This is a genomic window from Streptomyces sp. FXJ1.172, from assembly GCF_001636945.3.
In the GTDB taxonomy this organism is placed as follows: domain Bacteria; phylum Actinomycetota; class Actinomycetes; order Streptomycetales; family Streptomycetaceae; genus Streptomyces.
Map to the genome: position 1 here is coordinate 6,706,733 of NZ_CP119133.2, position 14,743 is coordinate 6,721,475.

The 14,743-nt window shown below is 71.8% G+C and carries 16 protein-coding genes; 12 read left to right on the top strand and 4 right to left on the bottom strand.

Annotated elements, in window-relative coordinates:
• Window positions 1–51 precede the first annotated feature (51 nt).
• From A6P39_RS30080 to A6P39_RS30100, 5 genes are all read left to right on the top strand, one after another.
• Window positions 52–495, top strand: a complete 444-nt coding sequence (locus A6P39_RS30080) for an SRPBCC family protein (protein WP_067042468.1) — start codon at window positions 52–54, stop codon at window positions 493–495.
• Window positions 496–562: 67 nt separating this feature from the next.
• On the top strand, window positions 563–1,738 hold the full coding sequence (locus A6P39_RS30085; RefSeq protein WP_067042470.1) for an ArsA family ATPase: 1,176 nt from the start codon (window positions 563–565) through the stop codon (window positions 1,736–1,738).
• A 57-nt stretch (window positions 1,739–1,795) separates the two neighbouring features.
• Window positions 1,796–2,320 (top strand): DUF5304 domain-containing protein, encoded by a 525-nt coding sequence (locus A6P39_RS30090; RefSeq protein WP_067042473.1) that lies wholly within the window; start codon window positions 1,796–1,798, stop codon window positions 2,318–2,320.
• A 67-nt stretch (window positions 2,321–2,387) separates the two neighbouring features.
• Window positions 2,388–3,341: an ROK family glucokinase gene (locus A6P39_RS30095; RefSeq protein ID WP_067042476.1), complete on the top strand. Its 954-nt coding sequence runs from the start codon at window positions 2,388–2,390 to the stop codon at window positions 3,339–3,341.
• A gap of 88 nt (window positions 3,342–3,429) precedes the next feature.
• Entirely contained in the window at window positions 3,430–4,185 is a 756-nt protein-coding gene (locus A6P39_RS30100; RefSeq protein ID WP_067042479.1) for an endonuclease/exonuclease/phosphatase family protein, read from the top strand.
• Window positions 4,186–4,210: 25 nt separating this feature from the next.
• Here A6P39_RS30100 and A6P39_RS30105 read toward each other — a convergent pair whose 3' ends face one another.
• Window positions 4,211–4,795: a hypothetical protein gene (locus tag A6P39_RS30105; RefSeq protein WP_067042481.1), complete on the bottom strand. Its 585-nt coding sequence runs from the start codon at window positions 4,793–4,795 to the stop codon at window positions 4,211–4,213.
• Window positions 4,788–5,576, bottom strand: coding sequence for an alpha/beta hydrolase (locus A6P39_RS30110; protein WP_067042974.1), 789 nt, complete (start codon window positions 5,574–5,576; stop codon window positions 4,788–4,790). The genes A6P39_RS30105 and A6P39_RS30110 overlap by 8 nt, the downstream gene beginning before the upstream one ends.
• A gap of 117 nt (window positions 5,577–5,693) precedes the next feature.
• Between A6P39_RS30110 and A6P39_RS30115 the strand changes: the two genes are divergently transcribed.
• From A6P39_RS30115 to A6P39_RS30130, 4 genes are all read left to right on the top strand, one after another.
• Window positions 5,694–6,431, top strand: a complete 738-nt coding sequence (locus A6P39_RS30115) for a lysophospholipid acyltransferase family protein (RefSeq protein WP_079133251.1) — start codon at window positions 5,694–5,696, stop codon at window positions 6,429–6,431.
• A 37-nt stretch (window positions 6,432–6,468) separates the two neighbouring features.
• The gene (gene macS, locus A6P39_RS30120; RefSeq protein WP_067042483.1) at window positions 6,469–7,671 is read left to right on the top strand and encodes a MacS family sensor histidine kinase; all 1,203 of its coding nucleotides are present in this window, start codon (window positions 6,469–6,471) and stop codon (window positions 7,669–7,671) included.
• Window positions 7,668–8,345 carry a response regulator gene (locus A6P39_RS30125; RefSeq protein WP_067042486.1) on the top strand — a complete coding sequence of 226 codons (678 nt, stop codon included), beginning with the start codon at window positions 7,668–7,670 and terminating at the stop codon, window positions 8,343–8,345. The genes macS and A6P39_RS30125 overlap by 4 nt, the downstream gene beginning before the upstream one ends.
• Window positions 8,346–8,461: 116 nt before the next feature.
• Window positions 8,462–9,490: a 6-phosphofructokinase gene (locus A6P39_RS30130; protein ID WP_067042488.1), complete on the top strand. Its 1,029-nt coding sequence runs from the start codon at window positions 8,462–8,464 to the stop codon at window positions 9,488–9,490.
• 47 nt (window positions 9,491–9,537) lie between these two features.
• On the opposite strand, the gene A6P39_RS30135 is transcribed toward A6P39_RS30130, so the two are convergent.
• Window positions 9,538–11,400 carry an anthranilate synthase family protein gene (locus tag A6P39_RS30135; RefSeq protein ID WP_067042491.1) on the bottom strand — a complete coding sequence of 621 codons (1,863 nt, stop codon included), beginning with the start codon at window positions 11,398–11,400 and terminating at the stop codon, window positions 9,538–9,540.
• A gap of 272 nt (window positions 11,401–11,672) precedes the next feature.
• Here A6P39_RS30135 and A6P39_RS30140 point away from each other — a divergent pair, with 272 nt between their 5' ends.
• A complete protein-coding gene (locus A6P39_RS30140; protein WP_067042495.1) occupies window positions 11,673–13,025 on the top strand; it encodes a class II 3-deoxy-7-phosphoheptulonate synthase in 1,353 nt (450 codons plus the stop codon).
• 157 nt (window positions 13,026–13,182) lie between these two features.
• A complete protein-coding gene (locus A6P39_RS30145) occupies window positions 13,183–13,425 on the top strand; it encodes a (2Fe-2S)-binding protein (protein ID WP_067042498.1) in 243 nt (80 codons plus the stop codon).
• A 22-nt stretch (window positions 13,426–13,447) separates the two neighbouring features.
• Here the strand turns inward: A6P39_RS30145 and bfr are convergent, their stop codons facing one another.
• Complete coding sequence (gene bfr, locus A6P39_RS30150; RefSeq protein ID WP_067042501.1) at window positions 13,448–13,930, bottom strand: bacterioferritin; 483 nt, start codon at window positions 13,928–13,930, stop codon at window positions 13,448–13,450.
• Window positions 13,931–14,103: 173 nt separating this feature from the next.
• On the opposite strand from bfr, the gene A6P39_RS30155 reads away from it, so the two are divergent.
• Window positions 14,104–14,736 (top strand): sulfite oxidase-like oxidoreductase, encoded by a 633-nt coding sequence (locus A6P39_RS30155; RefSeq protein WP_067042504.1) that lies wholly within the window; start codon window positions 14,104–14,106, stop codon window positions 14,734–14,736.
• The last annotated feature ends 7 nt before the right edge of the window (window positions 14,737–14,743 follow it).

Below are 14,743 nucleotides of genomic sequence, written 5' to 3' on the forward strand. Positions count from 1 at the left end.
CACGTGCGCACGACGACCTCAGTACGGCCCGCATCTGGAGGAGCCACGGCGATGGCGGAACACACCAGCTCGAGCATCACGATCGAGGCGGCACCGGCCGACGTCATGGCGGTGATCGCCGACTTCGCGCGCTACCCGGACTGGACCGGCGAGGTGAAGGAGGCGGAGGTCCTCGCGACCGACGGCCAGGGCCGCGCCGAGCAGGTCCGCCTGGTCATGGACGCCGGCGCGATCAAGGACGACCAGACCCTCGCCTACACCTGGACCGGCGCGAACGAGGTCTCCTGGAGCCTGGTGAAGTCCCAGATGCTCCGCTCCCTCGACGGCTCCTACCTCCTCCAGCCGGCCGGCCAGGGCGCCACCGAGGTCACCTACCGGCTCACCGTCGACGTCAAGATCCCCATGCTCGGCATGATCAAGCGCAAGGCGGAAAAGGTCATCATCGACCGGGCGCTGGCCGGTCTGAAGAAGAGGGTGGAGTCGGGCGAGCAGTAACCCGGCCCGCAGCACGGGGCACCGGTCCAACGCCCCGCGGCCCTGCAGTCCGTTACGGTTCACCCTCATGCGCACCATCCTGATCACGGGCCCCGGCGGCAGCGGTCGTACCACGATCGCCGCCGCGACTGCGCTCACCGCCGCCCGCGAGGGCACCAGAACCCTCCTGCTGAGCGCCGACCGCACCGACACCCCCGGCGCGGCCCTGGGCTCCGCGACAGGGCCGGCGCCGCAGGAAACCGCGCCGAACCTCACCACCTGGCGGCCCGACGCGGCCGACCGCTTCCGCGAGGACCTGACCGCCTTCCAGTCCCGCGCCGCGAACGTCCTCGACCTGCTCGGCGCCTCCCGCCTGGACGCGGAGGAGGTCACCCCGCTGCCCGGGGCCGAGGAGCTGTCCTTCCTGCGCGCGCTCAGGGACGCCGCCCTCAGCGAGCGCTACGACCTCCTCGTCGTCGACCTCCCGCCGCTCCCGCAGGCCCTGGCGCTGCTCGCCCTGCCCGAGGAACTGCGCCGCTATCTGCGCCGGCTGCTCCCGCCCGAGCGGCAGGCGGCCCGCGCCCTGCGCCCGGTCCTCGGCCGGCTGGCCGGGGTGCCGATGCCCGCCGACTGGCTGTACGAGACGGCGGCCCGCTGGGACGTCGAACTCGCCGCCGTCGAGGCCGTCCTCACCGACCGCGCCACCGCCGTACGCCTGGTCGCCGAGCCCGGCCCGGCCGGCGCCGACGCCGTGCGCACCGCCGGCCTCGGCCTCGCCCTGCGCGGCCTGCGCACCGAGGCCCTGATCGCCAACCGCACCCTGCCCGAGACCGGGCCGGACAGCTGGCCGGCCGCGCTCCTCGCCCAGCAGCGCAAGACCCTCGCCGACTGGCAGGAACAGCCGTACGACGTCCACCCCGTCGCCCACCTGGGCCGCGACCCGCGCGGCGACGACGACCTCGCGGACCTCGCCGTACCCCGCGTCAACCCGTCGCCCGCCCCGGTCGGGTGGCCCGTCACCGACCGGATCGCCGGGGACGGCGTGCTGGTCTGGCACATCCCGCTGCCCGGCGCGATACGGGACGAGCTGGACCTGATCCGGCGCGGCGACGAAGTCGTGATCGCCGCCGGCCCGTTCCGCCGGATTGTTCCGCTGCCCTCGGCCCTGCGCCGCTGCACCGTCGCCGGCGCCGCACTGCGCGAGGGCGAGCTGTGCATCCGGTTCGCCCCTGACCCGGACCTGTGGCCCGCCGCCGGACGATGAACCGGGTACGCCCGTTCGGGTAACGTCGTACAGGCGAACCGTAGTCAGGAGTCCGCCATGAGCGAAGAGCGCCCCGCATCCGACTCGCACGAGGAAAAGGCATACGGGAAACAGGGCCGGGCGACCGACGCCGACGCCTGGGCCACCGCCTGTGCCGAGGACCTCGCCGCCGAGAAGGCCCGCCGCCGCGCCGGGCACGGCCCGCAGCCCGGCTCGGCCGCCGAGGAACTGAAGAAGTTCGTGGACACGGTGGCCGACAAGCTCTCCGGCCTGCAGTCACCCCTCCTCGGCGGCCTCGCCGGACCGGCCGCCCAGCAGATGGTGCGCCAGGTCGTACAGCAGGCCAAGGCCGCCGTCGAGCCCGTCGTGGAGCGCAACCCGGACGTCTTCGACCACCTGGCCGCGGCCGGCGGCGAGCTGCTCGCCGCCTACCGGTCCGCCGTCCAGGGCCAGGAGCGCCGCTGGACCGCCCGCACGGCCGAGGACCTGACCCGCGAGCGGCCCGAGGACCCGGGCGACCGGCGCGAGCGCCGGGACCCGGGCGAGGGCACAGGTCCGGGGGAGCGGATCGACCTGGACTGAAGCGCTCCCACGGCAGGGCCTCGGGTACGGTTGGCCGTAGCGGGGCTCGACCGAAACTGAGGGATTCATGGGACTCACCATCGGCGTCGACATCGGCGGCACCAAGATTGCGGCCGGCGTGGTCGACGAGGAAGGAAACATCCTCTCGACCCACAAGGTGCCGACCCCGGGCACGCCCGAGGCGATCGTGGACGCCATCGCCTCCGCCGTGGAGGGCGCGCGCGCCGGGCACGAGATCGTCGGCGTGGGCATCGGTGCGGCCGGTTACGTCAACCGGCAGCGCTCGACGGTGTACTTCGCGCCGAACATCGACTGGCGCCAGGAGCCGCTGAAGGAGAAGGTCGAGGCCCGCGTGGGCCTCCCGGTCGTGGTCGAGAACGACGCCAACGCCGCCGCCTGGGGCGAGTACAAGTTCGGCGCCGGCAAGGGCCACCGCAACGTCATCTGCATCACGCTCGGCACCGGCCTCGGCGGCGGCATCATCATCGGCAACAAGCTGCGCCGCGGGCACTTCGGCGTGGCCGCCGAGTTCGGCCACATCCGGATGGTCCCGGACGGCCTGCTGTGCGGCTGCGGCTCGCAGGGCTGCTGGGAGCAGTACGCCTCCGGCCGTGCCCTGGTCCGCTACGCCAAGCAGCGCGCCAACGCCACCCCCGAGCACGCGGAGCTGCTGCTCTCGCTCGGCGACGGCACCCCCGAGGGCATCGAGGGCAAGCACATCTCCATGGCCGCCCGTCAGGGCGACCCGGTGGCCGTCGACTCCTACCGCGAGCTGGCCCGCTGGGCCGGCGCCGGCCTTGCCGACCTGGCCTCGCTCTTCGACCCGTCCGCGTTCATCGTCGGCGGCGGCCTGTCCGACGAGGGCGAACTGGTCCTCGACCCGATCCGCAAGTCCTACAAGCGCTGGCTGGTCGGCGGCAACTGGCGCCCGGTGGCCGACGTGATCGCGGCGCAGCTGGGCAACAAGGCGGGCCTGGTGGGCGCGGCGGACCTGGCGCGGGAGCCCGACCCGATCATGTGAGAAGCCGTACGACAGTGCCCGCCGCGTCCGGTCCCGGGACGGGCGGGCATCGTCGTACGCCGGCGGGCATCGTCGTATGTTGAGCGGCATGGCGACCAGCACGCTGCTTCCCAACTCCCGTACCGAATCCGATGGTTCCGCGGTCATCCGCGTCCTGAGCTACAACATCCGCTCGATGCGCGACGACACCGCTGCCCTCGCCCGGGTGATCACCGCCTGCGCCCCCGACCTGGTCCTCGTCCAGGAAGCCCCCCGCTTCTTCCGCTGGCGCAAGAAGCTGGCCCGGCTGGCGGCGGCCTCCGGCCAGGTCGTCCTCACCGGCGGCGCCACCGCGGCAGGCCCGGCGATCCTCTGCTCGCTCCGTGTCACGGTCGAGCGCACCGAGGACGTCCTCCTTCCGCTCACCCCCGGACTCCACCGGCGCGGCTTCGCCACGGCCGTGATCCGTGTCGGCGGGGCCCGGCTGGGGGTGATCAGCTGTCATCTGAGCCTGGACGACAAGGAGCGGTACGAGCAGGGCGGCCTGCTCCTCGACCGCGTCGCCGGGCTCGGCGCCGAGCACGCCGTCGCCGGCGGCGACCTCAACGAAGGCCCCGGCGGCGCCGCGTTCGGGCGGCTCTCCGCGAGCCTCCAGGACTGCCGCGTAGTGGCCCCTTGGGGCGGCGAGACCACCTGGCCGCACAGCGACCCTCCGCAGCGCATCGACGCCGTCTTCGCGACCAAGGGCATCGAGGTGCTCGGCTGCGGGGTGCCGATCGGGCAGCCGGGCGTCACCCGCGCCGATCTGACCGCGGCCACGGACCATCTCCCGGTCCTCGCCGCCCTGCGGGTACCGGCGACGTGAGCACTGCCTGATCAGTCGGAGGAGTTCAGACCACCGCGCCCCGCCCCGGGTCGTCGTCCTCGTCGTCGTCCGTGCGCATCCGCGCCACCAGCGTGGCGAAGCCGCCGAGGAAGCCGCCGATGCCCAGGGTGGTCAGCCACCACGTCATGTCCCAGCCGAACAGCACCGCCAGCAGGAGCAGCACCGGGCCGCCGACCACCCCGAGCCAGGCGAACTTGGCGGTGGTGTCCGCGGTCGGCAGCGGGGGCGGCTCCGGCGGGACGAAATGGCCCTCGTCGTCCTCGTCGAAGTCGTCCTCGGAGGGCTCCGGAGCCCTGTGGTCGCGCGGGCCGATGCCGGGCGCGAAGGTGACCGAGCTGCCCAGCGGGCGGACGGGCGGCGGAGAGGCGGAGTCGTCCTTCCCGCTCCTGCCGTCCTGCGCGGTGTCCGCCTCAACGTCCTTCTCCGGGAGCGCGAGGTCCTGCACCGGCTTGAAGGGTCTGGCGCCCGGCGGGTCCGGCGGCTCCTCGCCGTACCCGGCGACGATGGCCCGCCAGGCGGCGTCCTCGTCGAAGGGCGCCCCCTGGTCGTCCGGCTCGCGACCCTCGCGGTCCGAGTCGTGCTCAGCCAACTGCGGCCGTCCCTTCCTTGCCGTCCTTGCCGACACCGGGCGCGAGCCGGCCGATGAAAGCGAGGCTCTCCTCGAAGATCCGGTCCGCATCCTCGTCCAACGTCGCCACGTGGTAGCTCTGTTCCAGCACGATCTCCGTCACGTCCGTGGACGACACCCGGCTCAGCACCCGGGCCGAGTCGACGGCCGGCACGACGTGGTCCTGCGCGCTGCGCAGCAGCAGCAACGGCTGGGTGACCTGGGGCAGCTCGCCGTCCAGCCGGCGCAGGAACACCCGCAGCGAGTGCGCCGCGTGCAGCGGCACCCGGTCGTAGCCCAGCTCCGCCGCGCCCTCCTTGGCGATGTCGCTGGCGATGCCCTTCGTCGTGCGCACGAGGTGCCGGGCCACCGGAAGGGCGTACGCCGACAGGCCGTGCACCTTGTTCGCCGGATTGACGACCACCGCGCCCGTGACCCGCGCGCCGTGCCGGGCCGCGAGCCTGAGGGCCAGGGCGCCGCCCATCGACAGGCCCGCGACGAACACCTGCGAGCAGCGCTCGGAGAGCAGGCGCAGCTCGCGGTCCACCTCCGCGTACCAGTCCTGCCAGCCTGTGACCTGCATGTCCTCCCAGCGGGTGCCGTGGCCGGGCAGCAGCGGCAGCGACACGGTCAGGCCGTGGGCCGCGTGGTGCTCCGCCCAGGGGCGCAGCGACTGGGGCGAGCCGGTGAAGCCGTGGCAGAGGAGGACCCCCGCCTCCCCGCCCTCGTGGCGGTACGGCTCGGCTCCGGGGAGAAGTGGCATGTGCTTCACCGTACGCGACCGCACTGACACCGACCAGGGTCGTCGGGCCCTTTGACGGTCCTCCGGGTTAAGGTCTGTTCGACGGAAACGGGAGGCACACGGGTGTTGTACGGCACGATGAAGGTCGCCATCGGAGGGCCGCTGAAGGTCGCCTTCAGGCCCTGGGTGGAGGGGCTGGAGAACATCCCGGCCGAGGGCGCGGCCATCCTGGCGAGCAATCACCTGTCCTTCTCGGACTCGTTCTTCCTGCCCGCCGTCCTGGACCGCAAGGTCACCTTCATCGCGAAGGCCGAGTACTTCACCACCCCGGGCGTGAAGGGCCGGCTGACGGCGGCCTTCTTCAAGGGCGTCGGACAGCTGCCGGTGGACCGCTCCGGGGCGCGCGGCGCCGGCGAGGCCGCGATCAAGAGCGGCATAGAGGTGCTCGAGCGCGGCGAGCTGTTCGGCATCTATCCCGAGGGCACCCGCTCGCCCGACGGCCGGCTCTACCGGGGCAAGCCCGGCGGCCTCGCGCGCGTGGCGCTCGCCACCGGCGCTCCGGTCATCCCCGTGGCGATGATCGACACGGAGAAGATCCAGCCGCCCGGCAAGGTGATGCCGAAGCTGATGCGGCCCGGCATCCGGATCGGCAAGCCGCTGGACTTCAGCCGCTACCACGGCATGGAGCACGACCGCTTCGTCCTGCGCGCCCTGACCGACGAGGTCATGTACGAGATCATGAAGCTCTCCGGCCAGGAGTACGTCGACATGTACGCGACCGCCGCCAAGCGGCAGATCGCGGAGGCGGCGAAGGCGGCCAAGGAAGCGGAGAAGGCCAAGGAGGCCGAGAAGAAGGCGGAAGCCCAAGGGGCTTGACCGAGAGGCCTGACCGAGGGGCGGGGGACCGGGGGAGATGCCCGAGCGCGAGCGCGTGATACGGATGTCGGTCGAGCTGCCGCTGTGGCGCGCGCTCGCCGGCTACCGCGTCCTGACCATGCTGTACGCGATCGGCCTGGGCATCACCAGGCACTCCCTCTTCGGGCGTCCCTGGGTCGCCGTGTGCTACTTCGCCGTCCTGTTCGTGTGGACCCTCGCCACCCTGCCGAGGGTGCGCAACGCGGTGAGCTGCACCAAGCGCTTCCTGGCCGCCGACCTGGCCATCGCCCTCACCGGCGTCCTGATCACCCCGCTCGCCGACAGCCACCAGCCGGTCGCGGGCGGCCCCACCCTGCCGTCGATATGGACCGAAGGCGCGGTGCTGGCCTTCGCGATCAAGGGCGGCTGGCACTGGGCCGCCGTCGCCTCCACGCCGGTTGCGCTGGCCAACCTGGTCGAACGCGGCCATCCCGCCCGGGACACGGTGAACAGCCTGATCCTCGTCTGGGTGGCCTCCCTCGCCATCGGCTACGTCGTGGAGGTCGCCCGCGCCTCCGAGCGCACCCTCGCCCGCGCCCTGGAGATCGAGGCCGCGACCCGGGAGCGGGAGCGGCTCGCCCGGGACATCCACGACAGCGTGCTGCAGGTGCTGGCGATGGTGCAGCGGCGCGGCGCGGTCATCGGCGGCGAGGCGGCGGAGCTGGGGCGGCTCGCGGGCGAACAGGAGGTGGCGCTGCGCACGCTGGTCTCCGGCGGTCCGCTGCCGGTCTCCCGGATGTCGCCGGGCGCCGCCGGAGCCGTCGTACGCGGCGCCGGGGGGCCGGACGACGAGGGCGTGGTGGATCTGTGCACGCTGCTGATGCCCTTCGCGGGCGCCCGGGTGAGCCTGGCCGAGCCCGGCGCGCCGGTCGAACTGCCCGCTTCGGCCGCGCGGGAGCTGGCCGCCGCCGTCGGGGCCGCCCTGGACAACGTACGCGAGCACGCGGGCGAGGGGGCCCGGGCCTGGATCCTGGTCGAGGACGAGCCGGACGAGGTCCTCGTGACCGTCCGGGACGACGGACCCGGCATCCCCGAGGGCCGGCTCGCCCAGGCCGAGGGCGAGGGCCGGCTCGGGGTCGCCCAGTCCATCCGCGGCCGGCTGCGCGACCTGGGCGGCAGTGCCGAACTCGGCTCCGTCCCCGGGCAGGGCACGGAAGTGGAACTGAAGGTACCGAAGAACGCGAAGGCGGGGCGGCGATGAGCGAGCAGCAGGACCCGATCAAGGTCATGGTGGTGGACGACCACCCCATGTGGCGCGACGCGGTCGCCCGGGACCTGGCCGAGTCCGGCTTCGACGTGGTCGCCACCGCCGGCGACGGCGAGCAGGCGGTCCGCCGCGCCAAGGCCGCCGCCCCCGACGTCCTCGTCCTGGACCTCAACCTGCCCGCCAAGCCCGGCGTCCAGGTGTGCAAGGAACTGGTCGGCCACAACCCGGCGTTGCGCGTCCTCGTCCTGTCCGCGAGCGGCGAGCACGCCGACGTCCTGGAGGCGGTGAAGTCCGGCGCGACCGGCTATCTGCTGAAGTCGGCCTCCACCGAGGACCTGCTGGACGCCGTGCGCCGTACCGCCGTCGGCGACCCGGTGTTCACCCCGGGCCTCGCCGGACTGGTCCTCGGCGAGTACCGCCGCCTGGCCTGCGAACCGGCCCCCGCCCCGGACGCCGACGAGCCGGGCGCACCCCGGCTGACGGACCGGGAGACGGAGGTGCTGCGGCTGGTCGCCAAGGGGCTGAGCTACAAGCAGATCGCCGAACGCCTCGTCATCTCCCACCGCACGGTGCAGAACCACGTCCAGAACACCCTCGGCAAGCTCCAGTTGCACAACCGGGTCGAGCTGGTGCGCTACGCCATCGAGCGCGGACTCGACGACGAGTAGGACCGCCGGGCCCGCTCCGGCCGTGCACCGGAATCACCCGTCCCGCCCCTCCCTATGTGACGTAAGTCACCGTAGCGTGACCAAGTGTCAGGAAACCGCGGTGAAGGGACTTTTCCATGCGGGTCGGAGTACTGACCGGAGGCGGCGACTGCCCCGGGCTCAACGCCGTCATCCGGGGCATCGTCCGCAAGGGCGTGCAGGAGTACGGCTATGACTTCGTCGGCTTCCGGGACGGCTGGCGCGGTCCTCTCGAGGGCGACACCGTCCGTCTCGACATCCCCGCGGTGCGCGGCATCCTGCCCCGCGGCGGCACGATCCTCGGCTCTTCGCGAACGAACCCCCTCAAGGCGGACAACGGCGTCCGCCGGATCAAGGACAACCTCGCCAAGCTGGACGTCCAGGCCCTCATCGCGATCGGCGGCGAGGACACCCTGGGCGTCGCCGCACGGCTGTCCGACGAGTACGCGGTGCCCTGCGTCGGGGTGCCCAAGACGATCGACAACGACCTGTCGGCCACCGACTACACCTTCGGCTTCGACACCGCCGTCAACATCGCCACCGAGGCCATCGACCGGCTGCACACCACCGCCGAGTCCCATATGCGGGTCCTGGTCGTGGAGGTGATGGGCCGGCACGCCGGCTGGATCGCCATCCACTCGGGGCTGGCCGGCGGCGCCAACGTCATCCTCATCCCCGAGCGGCGCTTCGACATCGAGCAGGTCTGCGCCTGGGTGACCTCCCGCTTCAGGGCGTCGTACGCGCCGATCGTGGTCGTCGCCGAGGGCGCCATGCCCAAGGACGGCGAACTGGTCCTCAAGGACGGCTCGTTGGACTCCTTCGGGCACGTCCGGCTCTCCGGGGTCGGCGAGTGGCTGGCCAAGGAGATCGAGAGCCGCACCGGCAAGGAGGCCCGCACCACCGTCCTCGGCCACGTCCAGCGCGGCGGCACGCCCAGCGCCTTCGACCGCTGGCTCGCCACCCGCTTCGGCCTGCACGCCATCGACTGCGTCCACGACGGCGACTTCGGCACCATGGTCGCCCTGCGCGCCACCGACATCGTCCGTGTCCCGCTGGCCGCGGCCACGGCCAAGCTGAAGACCGTGGACCCGAAGCTGTACGAGGAGGTCGGGGTCTTCTTCGGCTGACAGTCCGGTCCGGGCCCGGGGACCGAGCGGTCCCCGGGCCCGCCCGCTCATCTCGCGCTGCTCGCCCCGCGCAGCCGGCCGACCAGCTCCCGCACGATCGCGGCCCCGTTCAGAGTGAGGACCGACTCGGGATGGAACTGCACCCCGGCGAAGCCCGGACCCCGCAGGGCGTGCACCTCGTGCGAGCCGCTCCGGCTCACCTCCACGCCGTGCGCAGCCAGCTCCCGCGCCGCGTCCTCGTCGCACCGCGCCACGAAGCTGTTGTAGAACCCGACGGTCTCCTGTCGCCCGAACAGGTCCACGCTCGTCTGCGCTCCCTGGTACGGCACCTCCTTGCGGACGATGTCCAGGCCAAGCTCGGCCGCGATCAGCTCATGGCCGAGGCAGACCCCCAGCACCCCGTGCCGGTGCTCCCGGAGCACCGTGGCGGTCAGCTCCCGCAGCAACCGCATCTTCGGGTCGGCCAGGTCACAGGGGTCGCCCGGGCCGGGACCGAGCACCATCAGGCCCTGGTGCCCGAGCACGGCCGCCCGCAGCCCCGGCTCGTCGTACCGCCGTACGGTCACCTCCAGGCCGCCCGAGCGCAGCACGTGCGCCAGCATCGCCGTGAAGGTGTCCTCGCCGTCCACGACGAGGGCGTGGCCCTCGACCGCCGGCAGCCGTTCCTGCATCCGCAGCCAGAACGGGGCGAGCGAGGCCCGCCGCCCGTCCAGCGCGGCCCGCACCCGCGGGTCGTCGGCGAGCCGGGGCCGCTCCCGCTCCGCGCGCGGCCGGGCCGGCCGTACCCCGAGGGCCGCCAGCACACCGGCCGCCTTCGCATGCGTCTCCGCGACCTCGCCCGCCGGGTCCGAACCGCGCACCAGCGTCGCCCCGACCGGGACCCGCAGCTGCCCCTCGGCACAGATGTCGGCGGTGCGGATCAGGATGGGGGAGTCCAGTGTCTGCGCACCGCCGCAGTCCCGCCCGAGCAGCGCCAGCGCCCCCGCGTAGTAGCCGCGCCCCCCGGTCTCGTACCGCTCGATCACCCGGCAGGCGTTCTGCACCGGCGAGCCGGTGACGGTCGCCGCGAACATGGTCTCCTTCAGCACCTCCCGCGCGTCCAGGGAAGACTTGCCGCGCAGTTCGTACTCGGTGTGCGCGAGGTGGGCCATCTCCTTCAGCCGCGGTCCGACGACGACCCCGCCCATGTCGCCGACGGTGCACATCATCTTCAGCTCCTCGTCGACGACCATCGACAGCTCCTCGATCTCCTTGCCGTCGGCGAGGAAGGAGAGCAGGTGCTCCGGGGTCGGGCCCTGGGCGGGATACCGGTACGTGCCGCTGATCGGGTTCATCACGACCGTGCCGCCGGACATCCGCACATGCACCTCCGGGCTCGCGCCCACCAGCGTCCGGTCCCCGGTGTGCACCACGAACGTCCAGTACGCCCCCCGCTCGCCCGCCAGCAGCCGCCGGAACAGCGCGAGCGCGTCCGCGCGCCCGAAGCCCGGGATCCTGCCCCCGTAGGTGCGCCGGATCACGAAGTTCGCGCCCTCGCCCCGGCCGATCTCCTCGGCCAGCACCCGCCCGACGGTCTCGGCGTACTCCTCGTCGTCGACGTCGAAACCGCCGTCCTCGACCCGCACCTCGTGCGCCGGGAGCCGCTCCAGCGCCTCCTCGAGGGGGATCTCGTACGACTGCTCGGGGGTGAGCACCAGCAGCGGGGTGGCGTCGTCACGGACGTCGAAGCCACGTTCGCGGATCTGCCGGAACGGGACGAGGGCGAGGCCCTCGTCCGGCAGGTCGGCCAGCCGCTCGCGGCTGCTCACCGGGCCGAGCAGCAGTTCCACCACGTTCTCGTCCCGGCCGGGCGTACGGCGGCGGAGCAGGGCGAAGGGACGGGGGTCGTGCAACAGGTCCTGGAGATCCACGGGTGCTCCTTCTCGATCTTCTGACAGAGAGGAACGACCCCGGAACGCACCGAAGGCCGCCCCTCGGGCGGCCTTCGCGAAGTCTGGATACGCGCAGTCAGCGGGCCGCCGGAGAAGCGGTCCACCACCAGTTCTGGGTGCAGTTCTGGGTCGAAAGCGCGAACATGCCAGGAACTCTACCGCACCCGGCACCGGTCCACGGGTCAAACGGCGCGTCTCACCCTTCGAGCCAGAAATCAACGCACGCGGCGCGACCCCGTAATGTTTACGAGGTGACCGTGAACGCTAAGACCAGCGAGAGCGCTGGCAACACCTGGCGAAACCTGCCCGCGGCGCAGCAGCCCGAGTACCCCGACGCCGAGGCTCTGCGCGCAGTGATCGCGGACCTCGAGTCGTATCCGCCGCTCGTCTTCGCGGGCGAGTGCGACCAGCTGCGCGCCCGGATGGCGGCCGTCGCCAAGGGAGAGGCGTTCCTCCTCCAGGGCGGCGACTGTGCCGAGGCCTTCGACGCGGTGTCCGCCGACCACATCCGCAACAAGCTGAAGACGCTGCTCCAGATGGGTGCCGTCCTCACCTACGCGGCCGCCGTGCCCGTGGTGAAGGTCGGCCGGATCGCGGGGCAGTACTCCAAGCCGCGCTCCAAGCCGACCGAGACCCGCGACGGCGTGACGCTCCCGGTGTACCGGGGCGACTCCGTCAACGGTTTCGACTTCACCGAGGCGTCCCGCATCCCGGACCCCGAGCGGCTCAAGCACATGTACCACGCCTCGGCGTCCACGCTGAACCTGGTGCGCGCCTTCACCACCGGCGGTTACGCCGACCTGCGCCAGGTGCACGCCTGGAACCAGGACTTCGTCCGCACCTCGCCGTCGGGCCAGCGCTACGAGCAGCTCGCGCGGGAGATCGACAACGCGCTGAACTTCATGCGGGCCTGCGGCACGGACCCGGAGGAGTTCAAGACCGTCGAGCTGTTCTCCTCGCACGAGGCGCTGCTGCTGGACTACGAGTCCGCCCTGACCCGGGTCGACTCCCGCACCGGCAAGCTGTACGACGTCTCCGCGCACATGGTGTGGATCGGCGAGCGCACCCGCCAGCTGGACGGGGCGCACATCGAGTTCGCCTCGAAGATCCGCAACCCGCTCGGCATCAAGCTCGGCCCGACGACGACGGCCGAGGACGCGCTGAAGTACATCGACCGCCTCGACCCCGACCGGGAGCCGGGCCGGCTGACGTTCATCGTCCGCATGGGCGCCGACAAGATCCGCGACAAGCTCCCCGAGCTGGTCGAGAAGGTCACGGCGTCCGGCGCGACGGTGGCCTGGGTGACCGACCCGATGCACGGCAACACCTTCGAGGCGGCCTCCGGGCACAAGACCCGCCGCTTCGACGACGTGCTGGACGAGGTCAAGGGATTCTTCGAGGTCCACAAGGCCCTCGGCACCCACCCGGGCGGCATCCATGTCGAGCTGACCGGCGACGACGTCACCGAGTGCGTGGGCGGCGGCGACGAGATCTTCGTCGACGACCTGCACCAGCGCTACGAGACGGCCTGCGACCCGCGGCTGAACCGCAGCCAGTCGCTCGACCTGGCGTTCCTCGTCGCGGAGATGTACCGGGACCAGTAGGACCGGCAGGTCCCCGTGGGCGATCTGGGGCGCGGATCACATCCGATCCGCGCCCTTCCCCACTTTTGCGGACCCTGCCCGACGGGTAAGGTTAGGTTTGCCTCACCGATCAAGGGGATGGCAGTAGCACAGTGATCCCGTCGGGAGGTGAATCCGCGTGTACGTCTGCAGCTGCTTCGGCATCACCGAGGCCCAGGTCAAGCAGCACGCGGAGGACGGCGCCTGCACCCCCCGCCAGATAGCCTCCGCATGCAAGGCCGGCACGGACTGCGGCTCGTGCGTCCGCCGGATCCAGGCCCTCCTCGGCCGCGGCGCCTGCCCCCGCCGCGAGCTGGCCGACCAGGGCAGGCCGGTGCTCGCCGAGCTGCCCGGCGCCGTCGGCCTGGACGAGGCCGCCTAGCTGTGCTGTCCGGTCAGCACGCCTAGCTGCTCTCGGGCTGCTCGATGATCTGCGAGATGTAGAGCGCCTCGCCGAGCTTCTCCACCAGTTCCAGCTGGGTGTCGAGGTAGTCGATGTGGTGCTCCTCGTCGGCGAGGATGTCCTCGAAGATGTTCGCGGACGTGATGTCGCCCTTCTCGCGCATCACCTTGACGCCCCGCTTCAGCCGGTCGATCGCCTCCACCTCGATCTGCCGGTCCGCCTCGAACATCTCCTTCACGGTCTGTCCCACGCGGACGTGGAAGAGCCGCTGGTAGTTCGGCAGCCCCTCCAGGAACAGGATCCGGTCGGTGAGCACCTCCGCGTGCTTCATCTCGTCGAACGACTCGTGCCGCGTGTACTTGGCGAGCTTGTACCAGCCGAAGTTCTCCTGCATCTTCGCGTGCAGGAAGTACTGGTTGATCGCGGTCAGCTCGCCGGTGAGCTGCTCGTTGAGGAATTCGATGACCTCGGGGTCGCCCTGCATCGCAGCGGCTCCTTCCACGGGAATCGGGGGAGGTGTGCGGCGGCATGATCGCACCGGCGACGAAGATCGTCCAGTAAGTGCGTACTTAGTAAGTAAGTGATTGCTTGATGTGAGTTGTCCGGTTCATGAATCCATGGTCAAGGGCACGGTCCGAGGTCTGTCAGGATGGATACATGGGTCATCCGGTGGAGCGAGAGTCTGGAGCAGCGGCAGGGTCCGAGCTTCCGCCGGGTCAGCGGCTCCAGCGCGGCTGGCCGGTCACCCACTACGGGCCCGTACCGAAGTTCCGGCCCGAGCGCTGGGAGTTCCGGGTCTTCGGCGCCACCGCCGACGGTGACAAGCACACCTGGGGCCACGAGGAGTTCACGGCGCTGCCGTACACCACCGTGGTGGCCGATCTGCACTGCGTGACCAAGTTCAGCATGATCGGCGCCGAGTGGGGCGGCGTCCCGGCCGCCGCGATCCTGGACCTGGCCCCGCCCGCCCCGGACGTCACCCATGTGATGGTCTGGGCGGAGTACGGCTTCAGCAGCAATCTGCGCCTGTCGGACTTCGCCTCCGACCGCACGATCTTCGCCACCCACAAGGACGGCGAACTCCTCACCGCCGAGCACGGCTTCCCGGTCCGCCTGATCGTGCCCCACCTGTACGCCTGGAAGGGCCCCAAGTGGGTCCGGGGCGTGGAGTACATGACCGCCGACCGCCGCGGCTTCTGGGAGGAGCGCGGCTACCACAACGTCGGCGACCCCTGGAAGGAACAGCGCTACTCCTACCAGGAGGGACCGGGCGACGGCCCGGAGCTGTAGCCCCGGG